This is a genomic window from Mycobacterium sp. 3519A, assembly GCF_900240945.1.
In the GTDB taxonomy this organism is placed as follows: Bacteria; Actinomycetota; Actinomycetes; order Mycobacteriales; family Mycobacteriaceae; genus Mycobacterium.
Genome location: NZ_OESG01000014.1, coordinates 1934695 through 1959601, shown reverse-complemented (window position 1 = coordinate 1959601; position 24907 = coordinate 1934695). Strand labels below are relative to the sequence as shown.

The window sequence follows — 24907 nt, the reverse complement described above, 5'->3', positions numbered from 1 at the left end:
CTCAGCCGCCTCCGCGCACTTCGAGAACTCGCTTTCGCAATCCTTCGGTGGCGGTGTCCATCAAACCCTTGGCGCCGCGCTTGATCAGGAAGCCGGGCAGCGGCACGAGCGGATCGACGGTGAGCTCGAAACGAACCCGGGTGCCTGCGGCGGTGGGTGTCAGCGTGTAGCGGGCAGCCTGCGCACGCTGTTGTTTGGAGCTCACCAGCGTCCAGCTCACGCCGTCGTCGTGCACCGTGTAGTCGAGCACTTGCTCGTCGCTGACACCGACGATCTTGACCACCTGCCGCGACCGCCGGGGGTGGCCCGCCTCGTCGCGCTCCAGTATTTCGACCTTCTGATGCGCCGGCGACCACTGCGTCAGCGACTCCAGGTCAAACAGCACATTCATGATCTCGTCCGGTGTCGCGTCGATGAGGATCTCCCGTGCCTCGGTGACGGCCATAGAGAGACCGTAGCCATTCGGCACAAAAACTACACACACGTCAATATCGCCATCTCGCCCAACCGAAGGCTCTACGCTTTCTGGATCAGTCAGTCAGCCTGGGTCGCCGAGGCGGCGGATGACCCGAACGGACCGGCAGCGGGGGTCTGCCGGCCGGGTAACGGTGCGCAGCCAGCCGAGTACAAACAGGTGACGGTGCTCTTCGCCGACGTCGTTCGCTCGATGGATATCGCGGCTGCCCTCGATATCGAACGACTACACGAGATCATGACCGAATTGGTGGACCGCAGCGCGACGGTGGTGCAGCGCTACGGCGGGACGCTGGACAAGTTCACCGGCGACGGGATCATGGCGTTGTTCGGCGCGCCGATTGCATTGGAGGATCACGCCGTGCGCGCGTGCCTGGCGGCGTTGGAGATCCAAAAGGAAGCCGCTCGCCTGGCAGTCGACGTCGAGCGTCGTGACGCCATCACATTTCAGTTGCGAGTCGGACTGAACTCCGGACAGGTTGTTGCGGGTCAAATCGGATCAGGTTCATTCGGTTACACCGCTGTCGGTGAACAGGTCGGATTGGCGCAGCGGATGGAATCGGTCGCCGCACCCGGTGGTGTGATGGTCAGCGAGACCACCGCCAGGCTCGTCGAGGCCACCGCCGTGTTGGACGAGCGGGAACTGGTGCACATCAAAGGTTTTCGGACGCCCGTGCCCGCACGTCGACTGCTTGGGATGAGGCCGGGGCACGGTGTCAAGACCCGACAGGAGGCGACCCTTGTCGGCCGTCGCTGGGAGATGGCCGCCCTGGACGCGCTTGTGGAACTCACTGTGCATGGCACCGGGGGCGTCGTCAACGTGACGGGGGCGCCAGGGATAGGCAAGTCGCGAGTCGCTCGGGAGGTCGCCGCGCTGGCGTCGGCACGCGGGGCCGACGTGCACTGCGTCTTCTGCGAATCCCATACCAGCGACATCCCGTTCGGGGTGGTGTCGGAGTTGCTGCGGAACGTGGTCGGCATCTCCGATCTGGACGGCGATGCCGCCCGGCAACGCGTCCGGGAAGAAGTGGCAGAGGCCGGTGACGACGATCTGCTGCTGCTCGACGACCTTCTCGGTATCGCCGATCCCGACATGCTGCTGGCCGCGGGTGACCCGGATACGCGCCGGCGCAGATTGGCATCGCTGGTCAACTCGGTGACGTTGGCGCGCACAAAGCCAACGCTCTTCATAGTCGAGGATGTGCACTGGATTGACACCGTCAGCGAGTCGATGCTGGCCGACTTCCTCACCGTGATTGCGCGAACCCCGTCGATGGTGTTGATCACCTATCGCCCGGAGTATCGCGGGGCGTTGACGCAAGCACCCGGTGCTCAAACGATATCCCTTGCCCCACTGGGTGATTCGGATACCGAGGCACTTCTGACCGCCTTGCTGGGTGCGAATTCCTCGGTGGTGGAGGTGGCGACGATCATCGCCGAACGCGCTGCAGGAAATCCATTCTTCGCCGAGGAGATGGTGCGCGAGTTGGCGCAGCGCAAAGTCCTCACCGGAGGGCATGGGAACTACGTCTGCCATGCCGGCATCGACACCCTCAGCGTGCCCGCCACCGTGCAGGCCGCTATCGAAGCGCGCATCGACCGATTGACCGCCCAGGCCAAGCGAACATTGACCGCAGCCTCGGTGATAGGAGCTCGGTTCGGGTCGGAACTGCTTGCGGCCATGGGGCTCCAACCGGCCGTCGAGGAGTTGCTCAGTGTTGAACTCATCGACCAGGTGCGGTTCACCCCACACGCTGAGTACGCCTTCCGTCACCCACTCATTCGGGCGGTGGCCTACGAGTCGCAGTTGAAATCCGATCGCGCCGAGTGGCATCGCCGCCTCGCCGCGACCATCGAGGCGGACAGCGAGGAGTCGGCCGAGCAGAACGCTGCGCTGATAGCGGAACATCTGGAATCGGCGGGCGAACTGCACGCTGCGTTTGGCTGGCATATGCGCGCAGGCGCATGGTCAGCCAACCGCGATGTCCGCGCCGCGCGGATCAGCTGGGAACGAGCGCTTCGGATCGCGGACCGGCTGCCTCACGATGACTCGGACCGGTTGGCTATGCGTATCGCTCCGCGAACGATGCTGTGCGCCAACGGATGGCAAGCCATCCAGGACACCAGGGGGCTCTTCGAGGAGCTGCGCGCATTGTGCGACCTGGCGGGCGACAAGGTGTCACTCGCCACCGGCATGACGGGCCTGACCACCGAACTCATGTACACCGGGCGGTCCCCCGAGGGGTCCCGGTTGGCTTGCGAACAGATGGCGCTGCTCGAGTCGTTCGGTGACCCCGCCCAGACGGTGGGTGCGGCGTTCATCGCCTTCAACAACTGGTTCGACGTCGGCGAATTCGGTGAAATCCTGCGATGGTCGCAGAAGGTTATCGATCTCACCGAGGGAGACCCCGCCTCGGGTGCGGGCTTCGGTTTCGGTTCACCGTTGGCGGCCGCGCTGGCTTGGCGGAGCGTCGCATTGTGGTGGCTCGGTCGGCCCGGATGGCGCCAGCACTTGATCGACGCCTTGGCTACCGCCCAAGCCAGCGATCCGACGACGCTCGCGATGGTCGTGGGCTGGACGCGCGGGTTACCGATCAGCTACGGAGTGTGTCACGCCGACGACGCCGCGGTGCGTGCGATCGAGGACGCGGTGCGAAGCGCCGAGAAATCCAGCAACGCGGCTGTGAGCATCGTGACGTACGCGCTTGCCGCGGCGCTGGTGGATCAAGACGCTGAGGCCGACCGCGACCGGGGGCTGGAACTGCTGACGCAGGTCCGCGACATGTGGTTACGCGAGCCGATACCGTTCCTGGTGCCCGTCGGCGATTCGATGATCGCCAGGGAGAGGGCCAAGCGTGGTGACTTCGATTCGGCGATACCGGTGCTTCGCGAAGCGGCCAATGGCCTCTACGAGGCGGGGCGACCCTTCTTCGCGGTCTTGATGTCCGGTCTGCTGGTGGAAACGCTGTTGGAGCGCGGCACCGAAGGCGATCTGGCCGAAGCGCAATTCCAGATTGATCGGCTGGCCGATCTTCGGCCCGAATTGAGTTGGGCCATGCGCGATATCTGGGTGCTGAAGCTGCGCGCGCTACAAGCCCGAGCACTGGGTGACGACGTCGACTTTGGTGTATACGCGAGGCGCTATCGTGCGATGGCGGAATCGCTTGAATTCGAGGGGCACATCGATCGCGCCCGCGAGATGACTGAACTGGCGTGAGCCCAATGGCCAACGCCAACCTGGCCCCTCAGCAGGTTGGCGTTGACCACATCAATTCAGCTGTCGTGGCACGACCACCAGGCCAACCGTGAGTCTTTCCACGATGTCTCTGCGGGAATCGTCCCTGAAGTGCCGTGGAATAGATGCAGTAGTGCGCCACTGCAATTCGCGCTTGTGGAACGACGGCTACTTAGCCGAATCGTGATGAGGCAACAAGGCGCCGAGTTCCTCACGGGAAGTTGTTCCCGTCTTCAACATCGCCCGGTAGATGTGGCTTTCGACGGTGCGCACCGACAAGGTCAACCGCTCGGCGACCGCGCGATTGGACAATCCCTGCCCGATCAACATCACGATCTCTGTTTCCCTGTCGGTCAACGGCAGGCTCTCCCTGGCGTGCAGCAGCGCCGGGGTGCATGCGCCACTCTTTTGTGCCAGCGCATCTGCGCGCGTGGAGCAACCCAGGGCCGAGCCACGTTTGCCATGGTGACGGTGGGCCAACGCAGCCAGAGCAGCCGCATCCACAGCAGCGACGAGATCCCCCATCCGTTCGAATTCCTCTGATAGGACGCATAACTCATCGGCGTCGCCGTCGCCAAGCGCGGCCGCGAACCGTGCCGCCAGGCCCGCGCGCGGCCCCTCCACGATCGATTCGAGCAGACGCAACCGCGGCGCACTGCTGCGATCACCGAACTGCGTGGCCGTCTGCAGACACAGCACCTCCGCTGCGAACCGGCCGGTGCCCCTGCATCGCTCGGCCGCCGACAGCAGAACGCGTATCGCTTCGCTGACCGCGCCCTGGCTGGCCGACACCCATGCGCGGGCCAGGCTGTGCTCGGCGTCCAGAGACCGGAATCGACGTTTGACACCATCGAGCGCGGTCAGCATGGTCGCCGCCTCGCACGTGGAACCGCGCATCGCCAGCGCGGTCGCGTAGGGGATGCGATACCGGTAGCCCCAGCCGAACGGGTGCGACCCGCACAAGCCTGCCGTTGCACGCTCCAGGCGCAGGCATGCCTCTTCCAGGTTCCCCGCGCCGAGCGCGGCACGGCCCGCCACCGCATCGGCCAATAATTGTGCGATCCCGGGAAGATTTGCCGCCTCGTGGCGGACCATGGCTGCCACCTCGAGCGCCTTCGTGGTCTGTCCCGACAGCTGCAGCGCGCTGATCTCGGCGTCCGCGACGTTGAGTCGCACGTGTGGGGCTTCGAGAGGACGACTTGCGATGGTGCGTCGCGCGGTCGCCAAGACGGATGCGTCGGATGCGCGCCCGGCTTCGGCGTAGATCTGGGTGAGCGCCCAGGTGACCTCGGCGCCGATGAGAGGAATAGACTCCAGCGCAAGGCTTTTAGACGCCTGCACCGCAGCCTCGGGGTCGTCCATCGCGAACCAGTAGAGCGTGAGGAAGGCGTCGATATAGCCACACGCGTCGGGATGGGTGACCCGCGACGCCTCATCGATCAGCGCCTTGGCGCGCATCGGATCGCCAAGTGCCCACAGCATGTTGCTGGACCGGGCGAACGCGACCCTTGCCCGGTCCTGTTCACTCAGGTCGTCGCCGCCCATACCCGCGAGCACAGCTTCCGCCTCCTCGCCGCGGCCGAGCCACGACAACGCGTATGCCTCAACGAAATTGGACTCCGGTCCCGCTCCGGCATGGAACGCCGCCTCTGCGAGTCGCTGCGCAAGTGGGAGGTCTGCCAGCAGAACGGCACCGTGCGCCGCTCTGACCAACAGATCACCGTCTTGCGGTAGATCCGACTCGAGACTCAACGTCGCCCGCCGCACCACGGTCTTGATCTCGTCACGGTCCGGCGCCGCGGCGAGTTCGGTGGCAACCAGTCCGCGCAGCCGTCGCAGCCGGGTGTATGGGGCGCGCTTGCGGCGGACCTCACCGTATAGCGGATGTGCGATACGCACTTCGATGTTGCGACCGGCGGGTTCGAGGGTGATCAGGCCCCGAGTCTCGGCCTCCTCCACCGCCGACGCGTTCGTCATCCGAATCAGCGCTTCGAGTTCGATCGGCTCGCTCAGCGCCAGGACGTCGATGACATCGCTGACCGGCCCCGGCAATTCGCCGATCCGGGCTTCGATGAGCTCGACCAGGCCGGGCGGCATGACCGGGTCACCTGCCCAGCGCCACAAGCCACGCTCTGCGACCATGCGCCCGTCGGCCACCTCCTGCTCGACGATGTTGCGCAGGTAGAGAACATTGCCTCTGGTCAACTTCCACAGCCGCGCAACCGCGTCCGGATCGACCGGACCGGCCAACGCGGCAGAGACCAATTCCGCGGTCTGGTCGCAGGACAGCGCCTTCAACTCGAGTCGGTCGAACTGGCCGGCAGTCCACAACTCCTGTAGTCCGGCGGGCATCCGGGCGCAATCTCTGACGGTGAGGATCACCTTCGCCGCACCCCGCGCAACGACCTGATGGACGACGAAGATCGACAGGTCGTCGAGCAGTTGCAGATCGTCAACGCCGAGGACCACCTGCCCCGCCGAGTCCTGGGTGGTCAGCGACTCGATCACCCCACGCAACAACTGGAAGGTGTCGGTGACGCCCGACGGCGCCCATGTTGCGAACGCGCCGAGCGGGATTCCCCGCGCCGACGGCGTCCCGACCATCCAGCGGGTCTCACATCCCGCGGATGCCGCCGCGGCGAGCGCTTCGCGGACGACGCGGCTCTTGCCGACCCCCGGTGGTCCGCAAACATAGAGGCCTGACGCTGTCGTATGCGAGATGACGTCCTCGATAATCGCCATCTCGTCCGACCGGCCTATTAACGGCCACGTCAAACTCATGTATGGAGGTTAAAAGACGCGATGTCGCTTGCGCGGTATTTACGCCGACTTCGCGTCGACGAGGTCGCAAGCCCGGAGCTCGCAACCTCGGGTACTTGATTGAATTCTTTGCCTAGGAAATTACTTGTCGCATTTGACCTTCAGCACCTGCTTGCGCAGTCCGTCGGTGGCGGTCTCCATCGCGCCCTTCATCGCCCGCTTCAGCACGAAGCCCGGCAGCGGCACCGACAAGTCGATGGCGATGTCGAACGTGACCTTGGTCTTGTCGCCGTCCGGGGTCAGGGTGTAGCTGGCGTCCTGGGCCTTCAACTGCCCCGCCGAGATCAGTGTCCAGCTGACCTTGTTGTCCGTCCAGGTGTACTCGACGACTTGTTCGTCGGAGATGCCTGCGGATTTGACTTTCATCTTCACCCGCTTGGGCCTGCCGTCGTCGTAGGCCTCCAGGATCTCGGCGCTCTGGTACTGCGGTGACCACGACGGTGTCGATTCGACGTCGGCGATGACGTCGAGAATCTCCTCCGGACTGGCCTCGATCACAACCTCACGGGAATCGCTGGTAGCCATGCCGCGACCCTAACGGTTTACGGTGTCCGCCATGGAGCTTTGGGAGTTGGTGGCCCGCGAACGCATCAGGGACACACTGGCCCGGTACAACCGGTCCGGCGACGCGCAGACGTTCCGCGAAGACGGCTGGCTCGAGTTGCGGGGCAGCGACCCCGTGCGGGGACTCCGCTACCGAGACGTCTCGGTGCCGGTCGGTGACGACTGGTTGATCCGACACCGCTTCGTGTCGACCGACTGGAGCGCACCGGAATCGACGATGGCGCGCTGAGGCGACGCCGGCCTCAGCCTGGGGGTACCAGCATCGACTGCCACGTCTTGTTCCCCGGATGCGCCAAATCCGCCTGGGTGTAGCGCTTTCCGTCCGGGCCGATGTAGTCGCCGGTGGCGGGGTCATACGGCACGGCGGCGACCGCCGGTGGTGGAGCGTCCTGCGGCACTCCCTGGCCCGACAGCGTAGCGTTCGGGTCGCCCTTCCAGTTCAGCCCGTCGTTGAGCGGCACGTACTGCTCGTCGCTCTCGCACATCTCCACCGTCGGAGCCCGCTTACCCGGCTTCGTCTCACACGGAATGTTGCGCACCCCACGGACATTCATGTCGGAATCCTGTGGGATGCGGCAGTACAACTCGCCGGCAGGCCGTTCCGGGTAATCCTGCTCCGACGGCGACCGCTGCTGGCGCACGGGCAGGAACCCGGTGTTGCACGGCGGCGGCAGATTGAGGTTCAGGTTGAAGTCGAGGTAGATGCCCCGGTAGGCCTGCTTCACGCCGGAGTCGGCAAGCGCGATCGCCGACATGACCGCCGTGCCCTGCGGGAACAACACCAGCAGTTGCTCGATGTCGTTGCGGTAGGTCACCGCGACGTCCCCAAGGCTCACCAGGTTGGCCAGCACAATGGGCAATGCGGGAGCAACCCGGTCGAGCAGCGATCTGCTCTCTTCGAGTGCTGGACTACCGACGTCGAGGAGATCGGCGAACGCCTTGTCCTGCGCCTTCAATTGGCCGGTGATCGACGCCATCCGCTGCGCCCACGTCGCGATCGAATCCGCGGTTTGGACTTGAGAATTCAGCACCGGCGGTGATTGGTCGATGAGCTGGCCGATCTGGTCGACGGACTTGCCCGCCTCGATCGCCAGAGACGTCGAACCGTCGACGATGCGCGACAATTCGGGTCCCAGCCCACCCACGGCCTTGTCCGCCTCGTCGACCACCGTGCGCAGATTGTCCGGCGGGATGGCCTGCAAAGCCCTGTTAGTGGCGTCCAGCAAGCTGCCGATGTCCGCCGGAATCTGCACTCGGCCAACGGGAATGACATCCCCATCCCGCAACTTCGGCGTGGCCGACGGTGATCTCGGGGTCAGCTCGAGGAACTGTTCGCCGACCGCGGAGCGGCTGTGCACCGCTGCGGAGACATCGGCGGGCACAGCGGTCGCCGAGTCGAGCGTCAGGACCGCCCGCACTCCGACGCGGGTCGTCTCGACGGACTTGACCCTGCCGATCTCGCTGCCGCGATACGTCACCACCGACGTCGGATAAAGCCCTCCGGATGCCGGCAGGTCGACCGTCACCGTGTACCGCCCGATCCCGAACAGCGCAGGCACTTTCACGAAACCGAACGCCATCACGCCGACAGCGACGATCGTGATTGATGCCAACACCGCCAGCTGCGTCCACACCTGCCGCGACAACCGCACCATGTCAGTAAGCACCCCACCGATAGGGCGCGATCAACGGATTTCCCACGGTGTACGGACTTGGCATCTGCCCGATGGTGCGGCCCCACTGCAGTTCGAGTTCGGTCAGATCGCCCTCCCACCGTGTGCCGGTGAACAAACTGCTGTCGATGCGGCTCAATGTCAGATCGATGACCAGTGTGATGTTGGCGAAGTCGCCGCGGAACCAGTTGGACAGCGTGCTTTTCACCCACGGGTACGTCGACAAGAAGTCCAGCCCCTTGGTCAGCGCGGGCCCGGCGTTGGCCAGTTCCCTGAACACGGGCGCCATATTGCGCAGGTTGTCGACGAACGATTCCTTCGTCTGGTCGACGGTGGAGGTCGCGATGGCGCTGAACTTACCCAGCGCGTCGATGGCGTTCGCCAGTTTGGTGCGCGAATCCGACAACACCGCGAGGGCTTGCGGAATCGTGGTGAGCGCCCTGTCGACCGCCTGGTCCTTCGCCGCGACTTGGCCTGCCAGTGAGTTCAGGTGCTCGGTGGCGGCGATGATGTCGTCGGTCTGCTCGTTGAGTTGTGAGATGAACGTGTCCAACTGGGTCAGCAGGCCGCGCATCTGGTCCTCGCGGCCTGCCAGCGCCTTGGCGAACGACTGGTTGATCTCCTGGAGTTGGCCCAACCCGCCGCCGTTGAGCAGAACCGACACCGATCCCAGGGTCTGCTCGGTGGTCGGATAGGTGGCGGCCCTGGTAAGCGGAATCACCGAGCCGTTCTTCAGCTCACCTTCGGGGGGCTCGTCGGTCGGTGGGGCCAGTTCGATGTGCATAGAGCCCAGCAGGCTGGTCTGCCCGACTTTCGCGGTGCTGTTCGCAGGCAGGTGGACGTCCTTGTCGATTCGCATGGTCACCAGCGCATGCCAGTCCTGCACCTCGATCTTGGTGACGTTGCCGACGTTGACGTCGGCGACCCGCACCCGGGTGTTCTGTTGAATCACAACAACATCGGGCAACTGCGCCTGAATGGTGTACGAGCCGTCGCCGTTGCCCTCCGTGCCCGGCAGTGCCAGCGAATTGAGGCCACGCCATTCGCATCCCGGGATCGCCGACAGGCATGCCACCATCAGCACCGCAATCACGGTGCGCCTCACGGGGTGCCGTCCTGCGGCACCATCATGCCCTGCAAGCCGAGGCTGGGGTCGCTGTAGGTGATCTCGTTCGGCCGCGCCGAGGCGCCGACGAACGGATTGACACCCAGCGGCGGGAAGTTGTACTGGCGGTTCTTGATGATCGGCGCCAGATACTGGACGCAGAGCTTGGACGACTGCTCCCAATTCTGCCGCGATGCGGCTTGAACTGCGCTGCAGATGAATTGGACGGTATTGGCGAAGTTGACCGGCGCCAGGATGCCCGTGACCGCGCTCTGCGCGGGCTGGTAGATGTTCATGAAATTCTGAAACACCGTCGGGGCGATGTGCAGGACCTGCTTGAGATCCGTGCGACTGTCGTTCAGCGCGGTGGTGACCGCGTTCAGGTGGTCGACGGTGACGCCGACCGCCTCACGGTTGTCGGCGACGAAGCCGCGCAGGTCGTTCACCGCCGCGTCGAGGCCTTTCGTCGCGTCGGCTACCTCGTCGGGCGTGTTCGACAGGACGGTCGTGATGTCGGCCAGGTTGGTGTTGAACGCGGCGAGCAGATCGCTGCTCGACGACAGTGCCGACACCAGCATCTGCAGGTTGCGCACGGTGGAGAAGATGTCGGTGCTGTGGTCGCCGAGCGCCGAGATCGCCTGTGACAGTTTGATGACGGTGTCGCGAGCGGTGTCCCCCTGGCCACGCAGGTTGGCCGCGGCGCTGTTGACGAATTCGCCGACCGGGCTGACTCCACCCGGTGTAGTGGGCTGCAGCGACTCGGTGAGCTTCTCCAGCTGTTGCCGCAAGTCGTCCCATTCGATCGGGACGGCTGTGCGTTCCATCGGAATCGACGCCCCGTCAGCCAGTTTCGGACCACTGGAGTACGCGGGGACCAGTTGGATGGCCCGCGCCGACACCAGCGACGGCGACAGGATCGCCGCCTGGACATCCGTGGGCACCGGGTACTGCCGGTCAACCGAGAACGTGACCTTGGCCGCCGTCGGCTGCGGGTCGATGGTTTCCACAGTGCCGACGGCCACGCCGAGGATGCGCACCTCGTCACCGGTGTACAGGCCGTTGGTATTGGCGAAGTAGGCGACGTAGGTGTTCCTGGCGACGCTCTTCCACCATGGCGTGGCGACCACGGTGACCGCAACGATCAGCGTGACGGTCAACGTGACCGCGGTAGCGATGCGCAGGGTGCGGGCGCTCATCACGGGCCTCCCGTCGGCACGACCGCAGGTGGTCCGGGCGGCGGCCCGCCCGGAGGCGGCGCGGGCAGCGGTTCTCGGTACGGGTAGCAGCCCGTCGGGCCCGGCAGCGGCAGCCAGGGCGGCCCGCAGCCCGGGTCGCCGGGATTACCCGTGATGGCGTCCGGCAGCGTCAGATGCGGATCTCCGCCCTGCCCGGTGCGCGGATACGGCACCGGCAGCGCAGGGGTTCCTGGTTGACCGATGCCCGGGTCGACCAGTTGCGACGGCAGCAGCACATTGGGATCCAGGCCGAGATCGGAGAATGCCGCGTCGATGAACGGTTGGACGAACTGGCCCGGCGCCAGGTTCACCAGCGAGGCCTTGAAGAACGGCCCGGACCCCAGCACCTCCCCGAACGACATCGCGTAGCGCCGCAACAGATACAGCGTTCGTTGCAGTTCCTTCTTGCGGTTGTCCAGGATCCCGAGCACACCGTTGACCTTGTCGAGAGCGGGTTTGAGTTGTGTCCGGTTGTCGTCGACGACGCCGGATATCTGCTCCGATACGGCTGTCAGGTTGGTCATCAGCGCATCAACCGAATTACGTTGCGACAGCAGTTCACTCAGCAACGCATTCGCATTGGCAACCAGGTTCGCGATCTGATCGCTTCGTTTCGCCAACACCGCGGTGACGGTGTTCGCGTCGGCCAGTAGGTTGCGCAACTGCGCGTCGCGGGTGTTGAGCGTGTCGGAGAACCGCGCCACACCCTCCAGCGCGATCTTCAGATCCGGCGGGGTGTCCTTGAAGGTGTCCGCCAGCGTCGAGAGCGCCGACGACAACTGCGTGGTGTCCAGCGCGCTGATGGTGGTGGTCAGGTCGCCCAATGCGTCGGGCAGATCGTACGGAGACTTGGTGCGCTCGAGCGGAATCGGGCCTGCGAGGCCCCGGTCGCCGCGCGGCGTCAGTTCGAGGAACTTGGTGCCGAGCACGGTTTCGGTCTTGATCGCGGCCTCGGTCCGGTCGCCGAGTTCGACGCCGTCGCGGACGGTGAAGTCCACCAGCACCCTGGTGCCGTCCAGATGGACACTCGACACCCTTCCGACGCCGAGACCCGACACCCGCACGTCGCTGCCCGGCTTGATGCCGCCGGCTTCGGAGAAGTAGGCCGAATGGTCGGAGGTGCCCTTGATGAACGGAATCCTGTCGTAGGAGAAGACGGCGGTCACCATGGCGGCGACGATCAGGATGCCGACGGCGCCGACGGCCACCCTGTTGCGCTCGCCGAGAGGTTTGATCTTCGTCATTTCGGTGTGCACCGCCCCGATGTCTGTTCGGCGAGTTTGATGAACACGGGTTGCCCGCCTTTGCCGTTGACCTTGAGGATGGCGTCGCAGAGGTAGAAGCCGAAATAGTCGCCGTAGAGCCCGTTTCGAGCCAGCACCTGATACGCGTCGGGCAGCGTCCTGACCAGATCGTCGACGTAATCGTGGTCGGCTTCGATTTGACCCGCGACCCGGTCGGACTGCGTCACGAAGTCCTTGATGGGTTGGCGCGCCTGCGTCAGCAGGTCGGCGACTGAGCCCGCCGCGGCGTTGATGTAGGCGGTACCGGTCGCGATGTCGTTTCTCCGGTCAGCCAGTCCCTGTACGAGTTGCGACAGCTTGTCCAGGCCTTCCGAGAACTGGTCGTCACGGGCGGCGAAGGTACCCAATACGGTGTTCAGGTTGGCAATCACCTGCCCGATGAGCTCGTCGCGTCCCGCGAGAGTGGTTGTCAACGCCGAGGTTTGGGCCAGCACCGAGGAGATGGTGCCGCCCTGCCCTTGAAACACCTTCAGCAGTTCACCGGACAGCGCGTTGACCTGGTTGGGATCCAAGGCGCGAAACAGCGGGCGGAACCCGCCGATCAGGGCGTCGACGTCGAGCGCAGGTGATGTGCGCACCAGCGGGATCGTCTGTCCCGGTTGTAGTTTGCGTACCGACCCGGCTCCCTCCTCGAGGGACAGATAGCGATCACCGATCAAATTCTCGTATCGCACGGCGGCCCTGGTGCCCTCCGTCAGCTGTAATCCCCTGTCGATCGCGAAGTCGACGGTGACGGTGCCATCCTTGTGCAGCGTCAGGTCATTCACCTTGCCCACCTCGACGCCTGCGATGCGGACGAAGTTGCCTCCTTTGAGCCCGGACACATTCGTGAAGACCGCGCTGTAGGACACCCGCGAGTCGAACCGGAACTGCCCGAACACCGTCACCAAGACGAACGTCGACACCAGGCACAGCGCGGTGAACAACGCGACGCGGGTGGCGGTGCGCAGAGTTCGACGTCTCACGGCGGACCCCCTGGATATCCGGGCCACGGTCCCGGCGCCGGTGGGCCGTTGTAGCGGATCCTCGGCGGTTCCGGATTGGCCTTCGTCACTGGGAAGTAGTTCGCGATGCCGGGGAAGCCGATGCCGGGGTTGGGCCGGATGTCCATACCGGTGCCGAATCCGGTGTCGGTGACCAGGTATTTGACCGGGAAGTTCTTGCTGACGTCCGGCAAGGACCCGCAGCTCGGCTTGCCGCCCGGCCCGCCCTTCGCGTTGACGATCGGCAGATTGTCGGGATAACGGTAGGGATCGTCGCCCAGCAGCAGCCCGGCGTCCATGATCACCGATTTCCCGTTGCCGCCCAGCGTATCTCGACCGCCGTGGTCGATGAACCACTGGGCACCCTGGAACAGGCAGGTGTACGTCGGCGAGTACTTCAGCAACAACGCGGTCGTCGGATCGAGAATGTTCATCGCCCGCACCAGGTTGGGCTGGTTGCCGCCGATGGTGTTGATGCCCGCCTGAGAGAACCCGACCGCGGACAGCAGCACCGCATCAAGCGACTTCGCGTGCGCGGTCAGCGTGGTGCTGGTGGCAGTGAACGAGTCGAGGACCGACAGGATGTCCTGCGCCGCGGCTGAATACGCTTGCGCGGTCTTGCCGAACAGTTGCCAGTCCTGGCGAACCGTCGGCATCCGTGGATTGACCGCCAACAGTACGTTGTTGGCGTCGGTGATCGCCTCGCCGATCCGTTCGCCCTTGCCGCGCACCGAATCGGCCACCGCCGACAGCACGGCGTTGAGCTTCGCCGGGTCGATCGAGCGGACCACCGATTGCAGATTCTGGAAGACGGTGTTGACCTCGACGGTCACGTTGCGGGAGCGCAGCACCGCGCCGGGCGCCAGCGGTGTGGCACTCGCGTCGTCGGGCACGATCAGGTCGACGTATTTGGCGCCGAACGCGGTGCTCGACTTGATCTCGGCCTCGACGTTGCTCGGTAGGAACTTGAACGGGCCGGGGTCGATCTTCAGCGTCAGTTTCGAAAGACCGTTGCCTGCAGCGGATTCCGCGCCGATCGACGCGACTTCGCCGACCTGGACCCCGCGCAGCTTCACCTTGGCGCCGTCCTCCATGACCAGTCCGGCCCGGTCGGAGACCAGGGTGAGTGGGACGGTCCTGCGCAGGGTTCCGTTGAACAGCAGGAGCGTCAGCGTCGAGAGCGCAACGACCACGAGCAGCAGCACCGGCGCCCACCAGATCGGGTCTATCCCCGCCCGCCGGGGTCCGTTGTCCACGCCGGTCATCCCGACAGGTGGAAGTTGCCGGACTGCCCGTACACGGACAGTGTGATGGTCAACAGGATGAAGACGCCCGCGGTGATCGAGGTTCGCACCGCCCGGCCCACTGCCTCACCGACGCCCGCGGGTCCGCCGGTGACCGTGTAGCCGTAGTAGGTGTGCACCGCCATCACGGCGGCGGCCATCGACAACGCCTCCACGAAGGACCACACCAGATCCGTCGGTTGCAGAAACGTGGTGAAGTAGTGGTCGTAGACGCCGCGCGACTGCCCGTAGACGATCGTGGTGCCGAACCGGGTCGCCAAGAACGACATCAACACGGACACCGTGTAGATCGGGATGACCGCAACCACGCCGGCCACGATCCGCGTCGACGCCAGATAGACGATCGGTCTGATTCCCATCACTTCGAGCGCGTCGATCTCCTCGTTGATGCGCATGGCGCCGATCTGTGCGGTAGCGCCGGCACCGATGGTGGCTGCCAACGCGACACCGGCGGTCGCGGGTGCGATGAAGCGGACATTCAGAAACGCACCGAGAAAGCCGGTGAGAGCCTCGATTCCGACGTTGGACAGAGTGTTGTAGCCCTGCGCGGCGATCAGCGCACCGGTGCACAGGGTGAGGAACCCGATGATCGCCACGGTGCCACCGATGACGGCCAATGCGCCGGTGCCCATGCCCATCCCGGCGATCTGGCGCAGCACCATCGCCGGATAGCGCCGGACGGCATACGCGGTGAACCACAACGCTTCGCCGTAGAAGGCGGTCTGCTCCCCCAGCCGTCGGGTCCGGTCGACCAGCACCGTCGTCATGGCGCTACCTTCACGCCGAAGGCGGTCGCCAGAATGTTGATCAGGAACAGAGCCATGAACGCGAACACCACGGTTTCGTTCACCGCGTTGCCGACCGCCGTCGGCCCGCCGCCGACATGTAAGCCCTTGTAGCACGCGATCAAACCGGCGGACAGCCCGAACAACAGCGCCTTGACCAGTGACACGACCACCTGCGGCAGCCCGGTCAGCAGCGTCATGCCCGCGACGAAGGCCCCCGGCGTGACGTGTTGGACGAACACCACGAAGAAGTAGCTGCCCGACAGCCCGACGACCGCGACGACTGAATACAGCATCAGGGCAACGAAAGTCGCGGCCACGACGCGCGGCACCACAAGCGCCTGAATCGGATTGACGCCGATGACCTTCATCGCGTCGATCTCCTCGCGGATGGTGCGCGCACCGAGGTCGGCGCACATCGCCGTGGCGCCCGCACCCGAGACGACGATCGCAGTGACCACCGGGCCGACCTGGGTGACCGATGCCAGCGCCGCGCCGGCGCCGGAGAGGTCGCCCGCGCCGACCTCGATCAGCACGATGTTGAGCGTGAACACGATGAGCACCGTGTAGGGAATCGACAGCACGAGCGTCGGCACGATCGATACCCGGGCGACGAACCAGATCTGGTCCAGCAGCTCGCGCCAGGCAAACGGCGGCCGCACCATGGCGGCGAACGTCTCACCGGCGAGGACGACGAAATCACCGATGGCGAACGCGGGTTTGGACCAAGCGGGCGCCGTCACCGCCTGCACCCTTGCGCAGATCCCACATGCATTCCCATCGTCGCCGGGCTTGCGCGGGACGGTAGGAGAGCCGAAATTAGCTGTCAACGCGTACCGACCGCCAAACAACGTCGTCAATTAAGGGATTTCGCTGGTTGCCCCAACGCATTTGGTTTCGCTCATTTCGATCAAATCGCGTTGATTCTTTCTGTTGTGAGCCCGCAACGGCCCACTCGGTAGGCTCCTGTCTCATGAGCACCGCTGTGGATCCGTCAGTTCCGCCGAGCGGCCCGGGATGCGTCGAGTGCGACGCCGTCGGCGGCTGGTGGGTTCACCTACGCCGGTGCGCGGCCTGTGGTCACATCGGCTGCTGCGACGACTCGCTGGCGCGGCATGCCTCCGCGCACTGGCGGGAAACCGGGCATCCGATCATCCGGTCGTACGAACCGGGCGAAGACTGGTTCTGGAACTACGACGCAAACGAGTACTACGACGGACCGGAGTTGGCGCCGCCCGAAAGCCACCCGGCCGACCAGGCGGTGCCGGGTCCCGCCGAGCGGGTGCCCAAGGACTGGGTGGCCCAACTGCGCCAGCGCGGCTGAGCTGGTGGCCGAGGCCGGCGGCGGGAGCGCACTGACGGTTCTGGTCGCGTTCGGTGCAAACCTCGCGATCGCGGCCGCGAAGACGGCGGCCGCGGCGGTGTCGGGATCCGCGTCGATGCTCGCCGAAGCCGCACACTCGTGGGCCGACACCGGCAACGAGGTATTCCTGTTGATCGCCAACCGGCGCAGCGCCCGCCCGGCCGACGACCGTCGCCCGCTCGGGTATGGCCGCGAAGCCTACGTCTGGTCGCTGCTCGCGGCGGTCGGGCTGTTTGTCGTCGGCGCGTCGGTGTCGATCTGGCACGGCATCACCGAGCTGGCCGGCGGTGCAGAGGCGGGCGGCCGAGACTACACGCTCGCCTACGTCGTGCTGGCCGTTTCGCTTGTGCTGGAAGGCATTTCGTTTACACAAGCGGTCAGGCAGCTGCGCGCAGAAGCCCACACCCTGCATCGCGACCTGCTGACGCACGCGCTGGAAACGTCGGATCCGACCACCCGCGCGGTGTTCGCCGAGGACGCGGCGGCGTTGGTGGGCCTGGTCATCGCCGGGACGGGGATCGCGCTGCACCAGTTGACCGGTGTCGCCGCGTGGGACGCGGTCGGGTCGATCCTGGTGGGCGTGCTGCTCGGCGTGGTCGCGGTGCTGCTGATCGACCGCAACCGCAGGTTCCTGACCGGTGAACCGGGGTCTGCCGAATTGAGAGACGCGGCGATCATCCGGGTGCGGCAACTCGACGGTGTCGCCGAGGTGCGGTATCTGCGACTGGAATTCATTGGGCCCAAACAGCTTTTCCTGGTCGCCAGCGTGGATCTCACGGGCGACGACGCGGAGTCGTCGGTGGCGCGACGGTTGCGCCGTCTCGAACGCGAACTGGAGACCGACCCGTACGTGGTCGACGCTGTGCTGACCGTTTCCGAACCCGACGATGCGGGTAGTCAGCAGCGGTGAATAGCAAGAAACCAGCGACCGAAGACGACGTCGAAAGCGATCCGGCGAAAGGCGCGGGCGATCGCAGCGACTGGTCCGACGAAGGCGGCGCCACACCGAGTGGCCCTGCCGAAGACACCGACGACCGTTAGATCGCCTCACCCAGCGACGACAGCGTCTCGGCGGCAGTGTATTTGGGCGTCCACCCCAAGACGGTCTTCGCCTTGGTGGTGTCCATCAGCACCGACGTGCGACCCGCATGCAGCCACTCCAGCGCCGACGGTACGAACGGCAGTCGGGCGATGACCTCCGACGCCGCGGACGCGGTGATGCGGGGCAGCCGGATGGGCCTTGCGCCGAGCGTCTCGGCCACGTCTGACATCGACAGCACCCCGTCACCCGCGAGGTTGTAGGCCCCGGGCGGGGCGGAAGTCGTTGCCGCCAAGGCGATCGCGGCCGCGACGTCGTCGTGGTGGACCAGTTGCAGCGGCGTGCCGGGATCGGGGAACGGCGGCTTGAGTAGCGGCAGCGCCTGCGCGACCCGTTTGACCGGGCCGGGCAGCTGGTTCCACGGCATCGCTTCGGCCAGCGCGGGCGCCTTGGGCCCGGCGACGATACAGGGCCGCAACACGTACACCTCCAGCGACGAGCCGCCGGTGACCTCGGCCAGCGTCGCCTCACACGCGGCCTTCTGTTCGGAGTAGTAGTGCTCCGGCGAACCGCGCGGCGGCACATCCTCGCTGATCGGCACCGGATTGTCGGCGTGATAACCGTACGCGGCCACCGACGACGTGTACACCAAGCGGCGGGGGCGTGCCGCTGCCACGGTCGCCTCGAAGACGTTGCGGGTGCCCTGTAAATTGACGCGGGCGCTCTCTTCGCGCGAGCCGAGGATGATGAACGCGAGGTGGATCACCACATCGGCGTCGGCGACCAACGCGTCGACGGCGTCGCGGTCCAGGATGTCGCCCTGCAGGTATTGCGTCCGGGTCCACCCGTGCGCGGCCGGATCGAACGGCCGCCGCGCCATCCCGACGATTCGATCGACTGCGGGGTCGTTTTCCAGCGCCTGGACCGCCGAGATACCGATGTCACCGGTGGGACCGGTGACGGCAACTGTGAGGGACATACCTGGTGGCTTCCCCGCCACCCGGCTGAACAAACGGGCGCCGAGACTACGGTTTCTGATGGATTTCGGCGGATTTTTCGTCAGAAAGCGTAGTCTCGGCGGACCCCGGAGGCGCCTACGTGTCGGCGAGCGCCGCCTTGGCCGCGTTGTAGCCGGGCACGAACGTGATACCGGGTCCGCCGTGGCAGCCCGCGCTGCCCAGATACAACCCGTTGATCGGAATCGGCTGGTCGACATAGCCTTTCGGCCCCGGCCGATTGACGCCGATCTGGTCGGGATGGATCAGGCCGTGGCAGTAGTCGCCACCGGGCGCCCCGAACATGGTGCCCATGTGCTTGGGCGTGAACGTGGTGTGCCTGATGATCAGATCCGCGAAGTTCGGCGCGAGTTTCGTGATCTTGTCGATCACCCGTTGTCCCATCTGCACTTTCATCTCGCCGTAGCCGACGTCGCCCTCTTCGATCGGGAACCACAGCGAGAACGCCGACGCGGCGTGCTTGCCCGGCGGCGCGAGGCCCGGATCGTTGACCGACGGAATCTGCAGCGCGATGGACGGATCGGCGGGCACGATGCCGCGTCTGCAGTCCTCCCACTGCTGCTGCAGTTCCTCCGGCGTGCTGAAGATCCCGATGTTCGACTGCATCGCCGGGTCGTTCAGCAGTTCGTAGGGCGCGGCGAACTCCGGTATCCCGTCGAGTGCGAAGTGCATCTGCAGGTAGCTGCCGCGGTGGTCGATGCGGGAGAACCGCTCCCGGATGTCGGCGGGCATCGCCGCCCCGTCCACCAGTCCCACCGTCAGATCGGGTGCGATACCGGACACCACGACCGGCGCGGTGAGCGTCGTACCGTCCTCCAGGCGAACGCCGGTGACCCGCTCGTCGGCGACCAGGATCTCCTCGACCTTGCTGCGCAGGCGCAACTCGCCGCCGTCGGCGGTGAACACGTCGAGCAGGTGCTTCGTGAGCGCGCCGATGCCGCCACGCAGTTTCTTGACCAGCAGCGCGTTTTCGTCGGGAACGGCGAAGCCGTACGCCAACGCGGCGGCGGTGCCGGGAGTCGCAGGACCGCGATAGGTGGTGTTGCACGCCAGCAGCGCGAGCATGCCGCGCAGCGCCCCGTTCTTCTCCTTGTCCGGCAGATAGCGGTCGATCACATCGGTGACGGATCCGAACAGCAGGTCGGTGATCGACGAACGCTCGAATTCAGTTGTCGCGCAGGCATACATCTCATCGAGAGTCTTCGGTGGCTGGCCCGCGTCGAAGCGCCCCAACGCGCGCGTCGGCGCTTGGCACCAGGCCATCAGACCGGCCATCCCGTTGACGGCCTCGGCGCCGTGCACCTCGTTGATGTGGGTCAGCAACTTCATCGGATCGGTGTAGTAGACGAGGGGTTCGTCGCCGACGCCGCGCAGCGATACCGACATCACGTCGAGGTCGACGGTCGGCAACTCGTCGAGTCCGAGTTCGCGGCTCACCACCGCCGAGGTCGGAATCTGCACCGAGCCTGCGATCTCGAATTTGTATCCGTCGAACAACTCCACCGTGGACGCCATCCCGCCGGCGTAGAGCTTGGAATCGAGGCACAGCGTGCGGAGTCCGGCCTTCTGCAGCAGCACCGCCGCAGTCAGCCCGTTGTGACCCGCGCCAACGACAATCGCGTCAAAGTCCGTCATCGGCTGAGGCTGACACGGGTCCGATAGTTTTGTCAATATTGACAAAACTCCGAGTCAGTCCAGCTCCCCCAACCCCGTCCGCAGCGACTTCAGCGCGGCGCGGCACAACCGGTCCAGTTCGGGCAGCGACCGATCCTCGCCCAGCATCCAGACCTCCATCGCCCCGAACACCGCGGCGGCGATGCAGCGCGCGGTGACCGTGATGCGCATCCGCTCGTCGGTACCCGCTTTGGGCGGATTGTCGCCGGTGAGTCGCTCCTCGATCGCCTCGGCGAAGTCGACCTCGAGTTGGCGGATGTGCCGGACGATCCGGCCGGGTTCGAGTTCCTGCGCGCGAAGCCCGGCAATCTCGGTCACCGCCCAGTCGTCGTAGGGCCTCGCCATGATGGCCGCCTGCACCGATTCGATGATCGGTTCGTCGGCCGAGCGCTCCGCCAGCGCTTTTCGGAACCAGTGCACGCCGGCGTCGTAATCGGCGAACAGCAGATCGTGCTTCGAGGCGAAGTGGCGGTAGAAGGTCCGCAGCGACACGCCGGCGTCGGCGGCGATCTGCTCGGCCGACGTGTCCTCGATGCCCTGCGCGGTGAACCGCACCACGGCGGCGCGGCGCAACGCCTCGCGGGTGCGCTCGCTGCGTGCCGTTTGGGCAGGCCGGACCATGTGCGTAAGGTACCCCAATCCAGTTATGTCAATATTGACAAAACTCGGATTGCTGGCGACACTCCGGAAATGGTCTCCCTCGTCGTGCACGCAATTCTCGGAATCGTGACCGTGTGGTTCACCATCGCGTCGAACCCGAAGATCTTCAACCGGCCTCCCGGCGGTGCCCGCTTCTCCACTCTCGAGATCGTGTTCTGGGCGATCGGCCTGGCGTCACTGCCGCTGTGCTGGTACTTCAACGTCCAATACGTGTACGGGTACTCGGCCAACCCGTTCTGGGGCGACGGCGCGAACTGGACGCAGTTCATCTCGCTGGGTTACGTCAACCCAGCGGCAGCCTCGGCCAGCGCCGATTACACGATCGTCAATGTCCTTCTGCTGCCGTTGTTCACGATCATCGACGGGCGCCGGCGCGGCATCCGGCGGCCGTGGCTGTTCTTCGTATCGAGCCTGTTCACCAGCTGCGCGTTCGCCTACGCGTTCTACTTCGCGACCGTCGAGCGGCAGCATCGGCACAAGATTAGCGACCTCGAGGTGCCATCTCGCGTGTGAGACTGCACGTGTGAGAGTTCACCACCTCAACTGCGGAACCATTTATCCGCTCGGGTGCGGGCAGATGGTGTGTCATGTCCTGCTCGTCGAGACCGACAACGGCCTGGCGTTGGTCGACACCGGCTTCGGAACGCACGACTGCGCCGACCCGTGGCGCCGGGTGGGAGCCTCCCGCACCTTCGTCCGGCCGGTGCTCGACCCTGCCGAGTCCGCTGTCAAACAGGTTGAGCGGCTTGGCTTTCGAGCTGACGACGTCCGCCATATCGTGATCACGCACTTCGATTGCGACCACATCGGCGGCATCGCGGATTTCCCCGACGCCCAGGTGCACATCACCGGCGCGGAGGCATTCGGCGCGCTGCGGACGCCGACCCGCGGAGAGAAGATGCGGTTCCGCACCATCCAATGGGCGCACGGACCCAAGATCGTCGAGCACACGCCCGACGGTGAGAAATGGCGCGGATTCGCGGCGGCCAAGGAACTCGACGAGGTGTCGCCGGGCATCGCGCTGATTTCGTTACCGGGGCACACCCGAGGCCATGCCTGCGTTGCGGTCGACGCCGGACACCGGTGGGTGCTGCACTGCGGCGACGCGTACTTTCATCACGGCACGCTGGATGGAACGGCGCGCATGCCGCGGTCGCTCGCCGCATTCGAACGAGCGACGGCGTTCGATTGGAAGATGGTGCACGACAACCACGCTCGCCTCGTCGAGTTGTACCGCAGCGGTGATCCCGACATGCTCATCGTGTGCTCGCACGACCGCAAGCTCTACGAACACGCCAAGAACACCGCCTAGGGGGACGAATGCAGGTCACGTCACAAACCACGGTTGCCGTACCGATCGACGCCGTGTGGGATGCGCTGAGCGATCACGTCGGGATCGGCCGATGGGCGCCCGGGCTGTCGGTGACGATGGACAAAGTCGGCACAGGCGAGCCGAACGGCCTTGGCGCCGTTCGGCGCATCGCGGTCGCGGGACCTGCACCGGACCTCGTCGAAGAAGTCGTGGCGTTCGAACCGCCGCACCTGCTCGGGTACAAAGCGCTGTCCGGCGTGCCTTTCCCCGGCTACGGGGGCGAGGTGCGACTGAGCGAGGCCGGGACGGGCACGCAAATCACCTACACGCTCACGTCCAGCGCCCGGTTGCCGCTAATCAAGGCGCCACTGGCGGCGGTCTGCCAGTTGTTGACACGGATGCTCGCGCACGCCGCCACGCGGCAAAACTAACGCAATTCTTGACGCGGTACCGCCAGGTACCGTAACTTGTTCGCCAACAAGCAAGTGCCTCGGGAGGGCCCCATGATCACTGACGATCTCCGCCAACGCCGCCTCGCGATCGTCCGCGAGCACATGGACACCGAGGTGACCAAGGAGTTCGACGCCACCCTGGCGACGTTCAAGACCAACGGGGAAGGCCATCCCCGCTACGAGATCATGGCCACCGGTCAGATCTACGACGGCGACGACGAGGTGATGGGCTATTACCTGAGCACCCGCACCGCGTTCCCGGACCAGCGTCACGAGAACGCCCGCTTCCATGTCTCCGACGATGCGGTGATCGTCGAATTCGAGCTGCTGGGAACAAATCTCGGCGAGTTCTACGGTATGCCGCCGACCGGTAAGTCGTTCCGGGTGCCTCTGATTGCGGTGTTCTTCTTCGAGGGCGACCGAATCATCAACGAGCGCATCTACTTTGACACCGCGAGCCTGGTCACGCAGATTGGCCGCGGCGAACTGCTCGCGCTGGCCGGGACGCTTGGTGACTGAATCGGCGCTGCCGCGCACCCAGGAGCAGCGCCGGATCGACGCCGAGCGCCGGTTGGTGCGTGCCGCTGCGGAACTGGTCGGCGAGGTCGGGCCCACCCGAGTAACGCTGGCCAATGTCGGGCAGCGCGCCGGCTACAGCCGCGGGCTGGCCACGCACCATTTCGGCTCGAAAGGTGCGTTGATGCAGCGGCTGGTCGAGGTGGTGACCAGTCAGTTCCGCGACGCGATCAGTCAACAGAGTCAATCGGATTCGCCGCTAGATCAGCTGCGCCAGCTGGTCGACTTCTACTTTCAAGTGGTGTCGGACCTACAGCCGGTGAACCGGGCCAGGCTGGTGTTGTGGGCCGATGCGGTGGCGGGGCCGTCGGAGGACGTCAGAGACCAGATGGTCTCCGCCGACCGCGAGTTCCGCGAGGAGATCGAGAAGCGGATCCAGTTGGCGGTGAGCGCCGGTGACGTGCCCGACGACATCGACCCTGTCGGTTTGGCGACGGTGATCGTCGCGATGCTGCGAGGAGTCGCGTTACAACATCTGCTGGACGAGCAGGTGGATCTGGTCGCCGCGCGCGGCGAGGTGGAGCAGTTGCTCGCCTCCCGACTGGGGAGGCGGCCGTGAAGGTCCATCACCTCAACTGCGGCACGATGACGAAGCCACATCCGATGGTCTGCCATGTGTTGCTCGTCGAAACAGACAGCGGACTCGTGCTCGTCGACAGCGGCTACGGGAGTCACGATTGTGACGATCCCAAGCGGGTGGGGCCTGCCCGCCGGATGGTCAGACCGGTTCTGCGGCACGACGAGACCGTCGCGCATCAGATCGAGGGTCTCGGATTTACGCGAAATGACGTGCGGCACATCGTCATCACCCACTTGGACATGGACCACGCGGGTGGGCTGGCCGATTTTCCCGAGGCGCAGGTCCATCTCACCGCGGCCGAGGCTCTCGGCGCGATGTGGGCGCCGTCGCGACGGGAGAAGGTCCGCTACCGCTCGGTGCAGTGGGCACACAATCCGAAGATCGTCGAACACGATCCGCGGGGCGAGAAGTGGCGTGGCTTCGCCGCCGCGAAGGAATTGATGGAGATCGCGCCGGGCATCGCATTGGTCGCCCTACCCGGGCACACCCGCGGCCACGCCTGTGTGGCCGTCGACGCAGGCCATCGTTGGGTGCTGCACGCCGGTGATGCGTTCTATCACCACGGCACACTGGACGGAACGACCGTGCCGCGGGCGCTGACCGCCATGGAGACGATGTTCGCGTTCGACCGAAAAGCGGTGCTGGACAACCATGCTCGCCTCGCCGAATTGTATGCGCGCCAGGAGCCGGACTTGTTGATCGTCTGCGCGCACGACCCGACCTTGCTCGAGCGTGCACGCGCCACTGCCTAGC

General features: G+C 65.5%; 25 protein-coding genes. 11 read left to right on the top strand and 14 right to left on the bottom strand.

Features of this window, described 5'->3' with window-relative positions; translation table 11 throughout:
- Position 1: 1 nt before the first annotated feature.
- Entirely contained in the window at positions 2-445 is a 444-nt protein-coding gene (locus tag C1A30_RS30630; RefSeq protein ID WP_101952999.1) for an SRPBCC family protein, read from the bottom strand.
- Between the two features lie 84 nt (positions 446-529).
- Between C1A30_RS30630 and C1A30_RS30625 the strand changes: the two genes are divergently transcribed.
- Positions 530-3691 carry an adenylate/guanylate cyclase domain-containing protein gene (locus tag C1A30_RS30625; RefSeq protein ID WP_369974221.1) on the top strand — a complete coding sequence of 1054 codons (3162 nt, stop codon included), beginning with the start codon at positions 530-532 and terminating at the stop codon, positions 3689-3691.
- Between the two features lie 186 nt (positions 3692-3877).
- Here the strand turns inward: C1A30_RS30625 and C1A30_RS30620 are convergent, their stop codons facing one another.
- Positions 3878-6451 carry a LuxR C-terminal-related transcriptional regulator gene (locus tag C1A30_RS30620; RefSeq protein WP_235010271.1) on the bottom strand — a complete coding sequence of 858 codons (2574 nt, stop codon included), beginning with the start codon at positions 6449-6451 and terminating at the stop codon, positions 3878-3880.
- Between the two features lie 159 nt (positions 6452-6610).
- Complete coding sequence (locus tag C1A30_RS30615) at positions 6611-7054, bottom strand: SRPBCC family protein (RefSeq protein ID WP_101951983.1); 444 nt, start codon at positions 7052-7054, stop codon at positions 6611-6613.
- Between the two features lie 31 nt (positions 7055-7085).
- On the opposite strand from C1A30_RS30615, the gene C1A30_RS30610 reads away from it, so the two are divergent.
- Positions 7086-7322, top strand: a complete 237-nt coding sequence (locus C1A30_RS30610) for a hypothetical protein (RefSeq protein ID WP_101952998.1) — start codon at positions 7086-7088, stop codon at positions 7320-7322.
- Between the two features lie 13 nt (positions 7323-7335).
- On the opposite strand, the gene C1A30_RS30605 is transcribed toward C1A30_RS30610, so the two are convergent.
- From C1A30_RS30605 to C1A30_RS30570, 8 genes are read right to left on the bottom strand one after another with little or no spacing between them, the layout of a single operon-like run.
- A complete protein-coding gene (locus C1A30_RS30605) occupies positions 7336-8748 on the bottom strand; it encodes an MCE family protein (RefSeq protein WP_101951982.1) in 1413 nt (470 codons plus the stop codon).
- Between the two features lies 1 nt (position 8749).
- Entirely contained in the window at positions 8750-9871 is a 1122-nt protein-coding gene (locus tag C1A30_RS30600; protein WP_101951981.1) for an MCE family protein, read from the bottom strand.
- Positions 9868-11067 carry an MCE family protein gene (locus C1A30_RS30595; protein WP_101951980.1) on the bottom strand — a complete coding sequence of 400 codons (1200 nt, stop codon included), beginning with the start codon at positions 11065-11067 and terminating at the stop codon, positions 9868-9870. The genes C1A30_RS30600 and C1A30_RS30595 overlap by 4 nt, the downstream gene beginning before the upstream one ends.
- Positions 11067-12341 (bottom strand): MCE family protein, encoded by a 1275-nt coding sequence (locus tag C1A30_RS30590; RefSeq protein WP_101952997.1) that lies wholly within the window; start codon positions 12339-12341, stop codon positions 11067-11069. The genes C1A30_RS30595 and C1A30_RS30590 overlap by 1 nt, the downstream gene beginning before the upstream one ends.
- 5 nt (positions 12342-12346) lie before the next feature.
- Entirely contained in the window at positions 12347-13375 is a 1029-nt protein-coding gene (locus tag C1A30_RS30585; protein ID WP_101951979.1) for an MCE family protein, read from the bottom strand.
- Positions 13372-14658, bottom strand: a complete 1287-nt coding sequence (locus tag C1A30_RS30580) for an MCE family protein (RefSeq protein WP_101951978.1) — start codon at positions 14656-14658, stop codon at positions 13372-13374. The genes C1A30_RS30585 and C1A30_RS30580 overlap by 4 nt, the downstream gene beginning before the upstream one ends.
- Positions 14655-15464: an ABC transporter permease gene (locus C1A30_RS30575; RefSeq protein WP_101951977.1), complete on the bottom strand. Its 810-nt coding sequence runs from the start codon at positions 15462-15464 to the stop codon at positions 14655-14657. Before C1A30_RS30575 ends, C1A30_RS30580 begins: the two co-directional genes overlap by 4 nt.
- Positions 15461-16147, bottom strand: a complete 687-nt coding sequence (locus C1A30_RS30570) for an MlaE family ABC transporter permease (protein WP_369974220.1) — start codon at positions 16145-16147, stop codon at positions 15461-15463. The genes C1A30_RS30575 and C1A30_RS30570 overlap by 4 nt, the downstream gene beginning before the upstream one ends.
- A 308-nt stretch (positions 16148-16455) precedes the next feature.
- Here C1A30_RS30570 and C1A30_RS30565 point away from each other — a divergent pair, with 308 nt between their 5' ends.
- Genes C1A30_RS30565 through C1A30_RS36385 form a run of 3 tightly spaced genes read left to right on the top strand, consistent with a single transcriptional unit; the run spans position 16456 to position 17886 of the window.
- On the top strand, positions 16456-16806 hold the full coding sequence (locus tag C1A30_RS30565; protein WP_101951976.1) for a UBP-type zinc finger domain-containing protein: 351 nt from the start codon (positions 16456-16458) through the stop codon (positions 16804-16806).
- Positions 16807-16810: 4 nt separating this feature from the next.
- The gene (locus C1A30_RS30560; protein WP_101951975.1) at positions 16811-17755 is read left to right on the top strand and encodes a cation diffusion facilitator family transporter; all 945 of its coding nucleotides are present in this window, start codon (positions 16811-16813) and stop codon (positions 17753-17755) included.
- Positions 17752-17886, top strand: coding sequence for a hypothetical protein (locus tag C1A30_RS36385; RefSeq protein ID WP_255413275.1), 135 nt, complete (start codon positions 17752-17754; stop codon positions 17884-17886). The genes C1A30_RS30560 and C1A30_RS36385 overlap by 4 nt, the downstream gene beginning before the upstream one ends.
- Here C1A30_RS36385 and C1A30_RS30555 read toward each other — a convergent pair.
- From C1A30_RS30555 to C1A30_RS30545, 3 genes are all read right to left on the bottom strand, one after another.
- Positions 17883-18863 (bottom strand): NAD-dependent epimerase/dehydratase family protein, encoded by a 981-nt coding sequence (locus C1A30_RS30555; RefSeq protein WP_101951974.1) that lies wholly within the window; start codon positions 18861-18863, stop codon positions 17883-17885. The genes C1A30_RS36385 and C1A30_RS30555 overlap by 4 nt on opposite strands.
- Positions 18864-18978: 115 nt before the next feature.
- Positions 18979-20535, bottom strand: coding sequence for an NAD(P)/FAD-dependent oxidoreductase (locus C1A30_RS30550; protein WP_101951973.1), 1557 nt, complete (start codon positions 20533-20535; stop codon positions 18979-18981).
- A 54-nt stretch (positions 20536-20589) separates the two neighbouring features.
- A complete protein-coding gene (locus C1A30_RS30545; protein ID WP_101951972.1) occupies positions 20590-21195 on the bottom strand; it encodes a TetR/AcrR family transcriptional regulator in 606 nt (201 codons plus the stop codon).
- 69 nt (positions 21196-21264) lie between these two features.
- Here C1A30_RS30545 and C1A30_RS30540 point away from each other — a divergent pair, with 69 nt between their 5' ends.
- The 6 genes from C1A30_RS30540 to C1A30_RS30515 all read left to right on the top strand — a co-directional run bounded on the left by C1A30_RS30540 (position 21265) and on the right by C1A30_RS30515 (position 24906).
- Entirely contained in the window at positions 21265-21747 is a 483-nt protein-coding gene (locus tag C1A30_RS30540; protein ID WP_101951971.1) for a DUF2834 domain-containing protein, read from the top strand.
- Positions 21748-21757: 10 nt separating this feature from the next.
- Entirely contained in the window at positions 21758-22546 is a 789-nt protein-coding gene (locus C1A30_RS30535) for an MBL fold metallo-hydrolase (protein WP_101951970.1), read from the top strand.
- Positions 22547-22554: 8 nt separating this feature from the next.
- A complete protein-coding gene (locus C1A30_RS30530; protein ID WP_101951969.1) occupies positions 22555-22977 on the top strand; it encodes an SRPBCC family protein in 423 nt (140 codons plus the stop codon).
- Between the two features lie 72 nt (positions 22978-23049).
- The gene (locus C1A30_RS30525; RefSeq protein ID WP_101951968.1) at positions 23050-23517 is read left to right on the top strand and encodes an ester cyclase; all 468 of its coding nucleotides are present in this window, start codon (positions 23050-23052) and stop codon (positions 23515-23517) included.
- Positions 23510-24133: a TetR/AcrR family transcriptional regulator gene (locus C1A30_RS30520; protein ID WP_101951967.1), complete on the top strand. Its 624-nt coding sequence runs from the start codon at positions 23510-23512 to the stop codon at positions 24131-24133. Before C1A30_RS30525 ends, C1A30_RS30520 begins: the two co-directional genes overlap by 8 nt.
- Complete coding sequence (locus C1A30_RS30515; RefSeq protein ID WP_101951966.1) at positions 24130-24906, top strand: MBL fold metallo-hydrolase; 777 nt, start codon at positions 24130-24132, stop codon at positions 24904-24906. Before C1A30_RS30520 ends, C1A30_RS30515 begins: the two co-directional genes overlap by 4 nt.
- Position 24907 lies beyond the last annotated feature (1 nt).

Bases quoted from the DNA above. Each gene is read 5' to 3' on its own strand.
- C1A30_RS30630 (WP_101952999.1), bottom strand. From the start codon at position 445: ATGGCCGTCACCGAGGCACGGGAGATCCTCATCGACGCGACACCGGAC.
- C1A30_RS30620 (WP_235010271.1), bottom strand. From the start codon at position 6,451: ATGGCGATTATCGAGGACGTCATCTCGCATACGACAGCGTCAGGCCTC.
- C1A30_RS30615 (WP_101951983.1), bottom strand. From the start codon at position 7,054: ATGGCTACCAGCGATTCCCGTGAGGTTGTGATCGAGGCCAGTCCGGAG.
- C1A30_RS30610 (WP_101952998.1), top strand. From the start codon at position 7,086: ATGGAGCTTTGGGAGTTGGTGGCCCGCGAACGCATCAGGGACACACTG.
- C1A30_RS30605 (WP_101951982.1), bottom strand. From the start codon at position 8,748: ATGGTGCGGTTGTCGCGGCAGGTGTGGACGCAGCTGGCGGTGTTGGCA.
- C1A30_RS30595 (WP_101951980.1), bottom strand. From the start codon at position 11,067: ATGAGCGCCCGCACCCTGCGCATCGCTACCGCGGTCACGTTGACCGTC.
- C1A30_RS30580 (WP_101951978.1), bottom strand. From the start codon at position 14,658: ATGACCGGCGTGGACAACGGACCCCGGCGGGCGGGGATAGACCCGATC.
- C1A30_RS30575 (WP_101951977.1), bottom strand. From the start codon at position 15,464: ATGACGACGGTGCTGGTCGACCGGACCCGACGGCTGGGGGAGCAGACC.
- C1A30_RS30570 (WP_369974220.1), bottom strand. From the start codon at position 16,147: ATGGTGCGGCCGCCGTTTGCCTGGCGCGAGCTGCTGGACCAGATCTGG.
- C1A30_RS30565 (WP_101951976.1), top strand. From the start codon at position 16,456: ATGAGCACCGCTGTGGATCCGTCAGTTCCGCCGAGCGGCCCGGGATGC.
- C1A30_RS30555 (WP_101951974.1), bottom strand. From the start codon at position 18,863: ATGTCCCTCACAGTTGCCGTCACCGGTCCCACCGGTGACATCGGTATC.
- C1A30_RS30550 (WP_101951973.1), bottom strand. From the start codon at position 20,535: ATGACGGACTTTGACGCGATTGTCGTTGGCGCGGGTCACAACGGGCTG.
- C1A30_RS30545 (WP_101951972.1), bottom strand. From the start codon at position 21,195: ATGGTCCGGCCTGCCCAAACGGCACGCAGCGAGCGCACCCGCGAGGCG.
- C1A30_RS30540 (WP_101951971.1), top strand. From the start codon at position 21,265: ATGGTCTCCCTCGTCGTGCACGCAATTCTCGGAATCGTGACCGTGTGG.
- C1A30_RS30530 (WP_101951969.1), top strand. From the start codon at position 22,555: ATGCAGGTCACGTCACAAACCACGGTTGCCGTACCGATCGACGCCGTG.
- C1A30_RS30525 (WP_101951968.1), top strand. From the start codon at position 23,050: ATGATCACTGACGATCTCCGCCAACGCCGCCTCGCGATCGTCCGCGAG.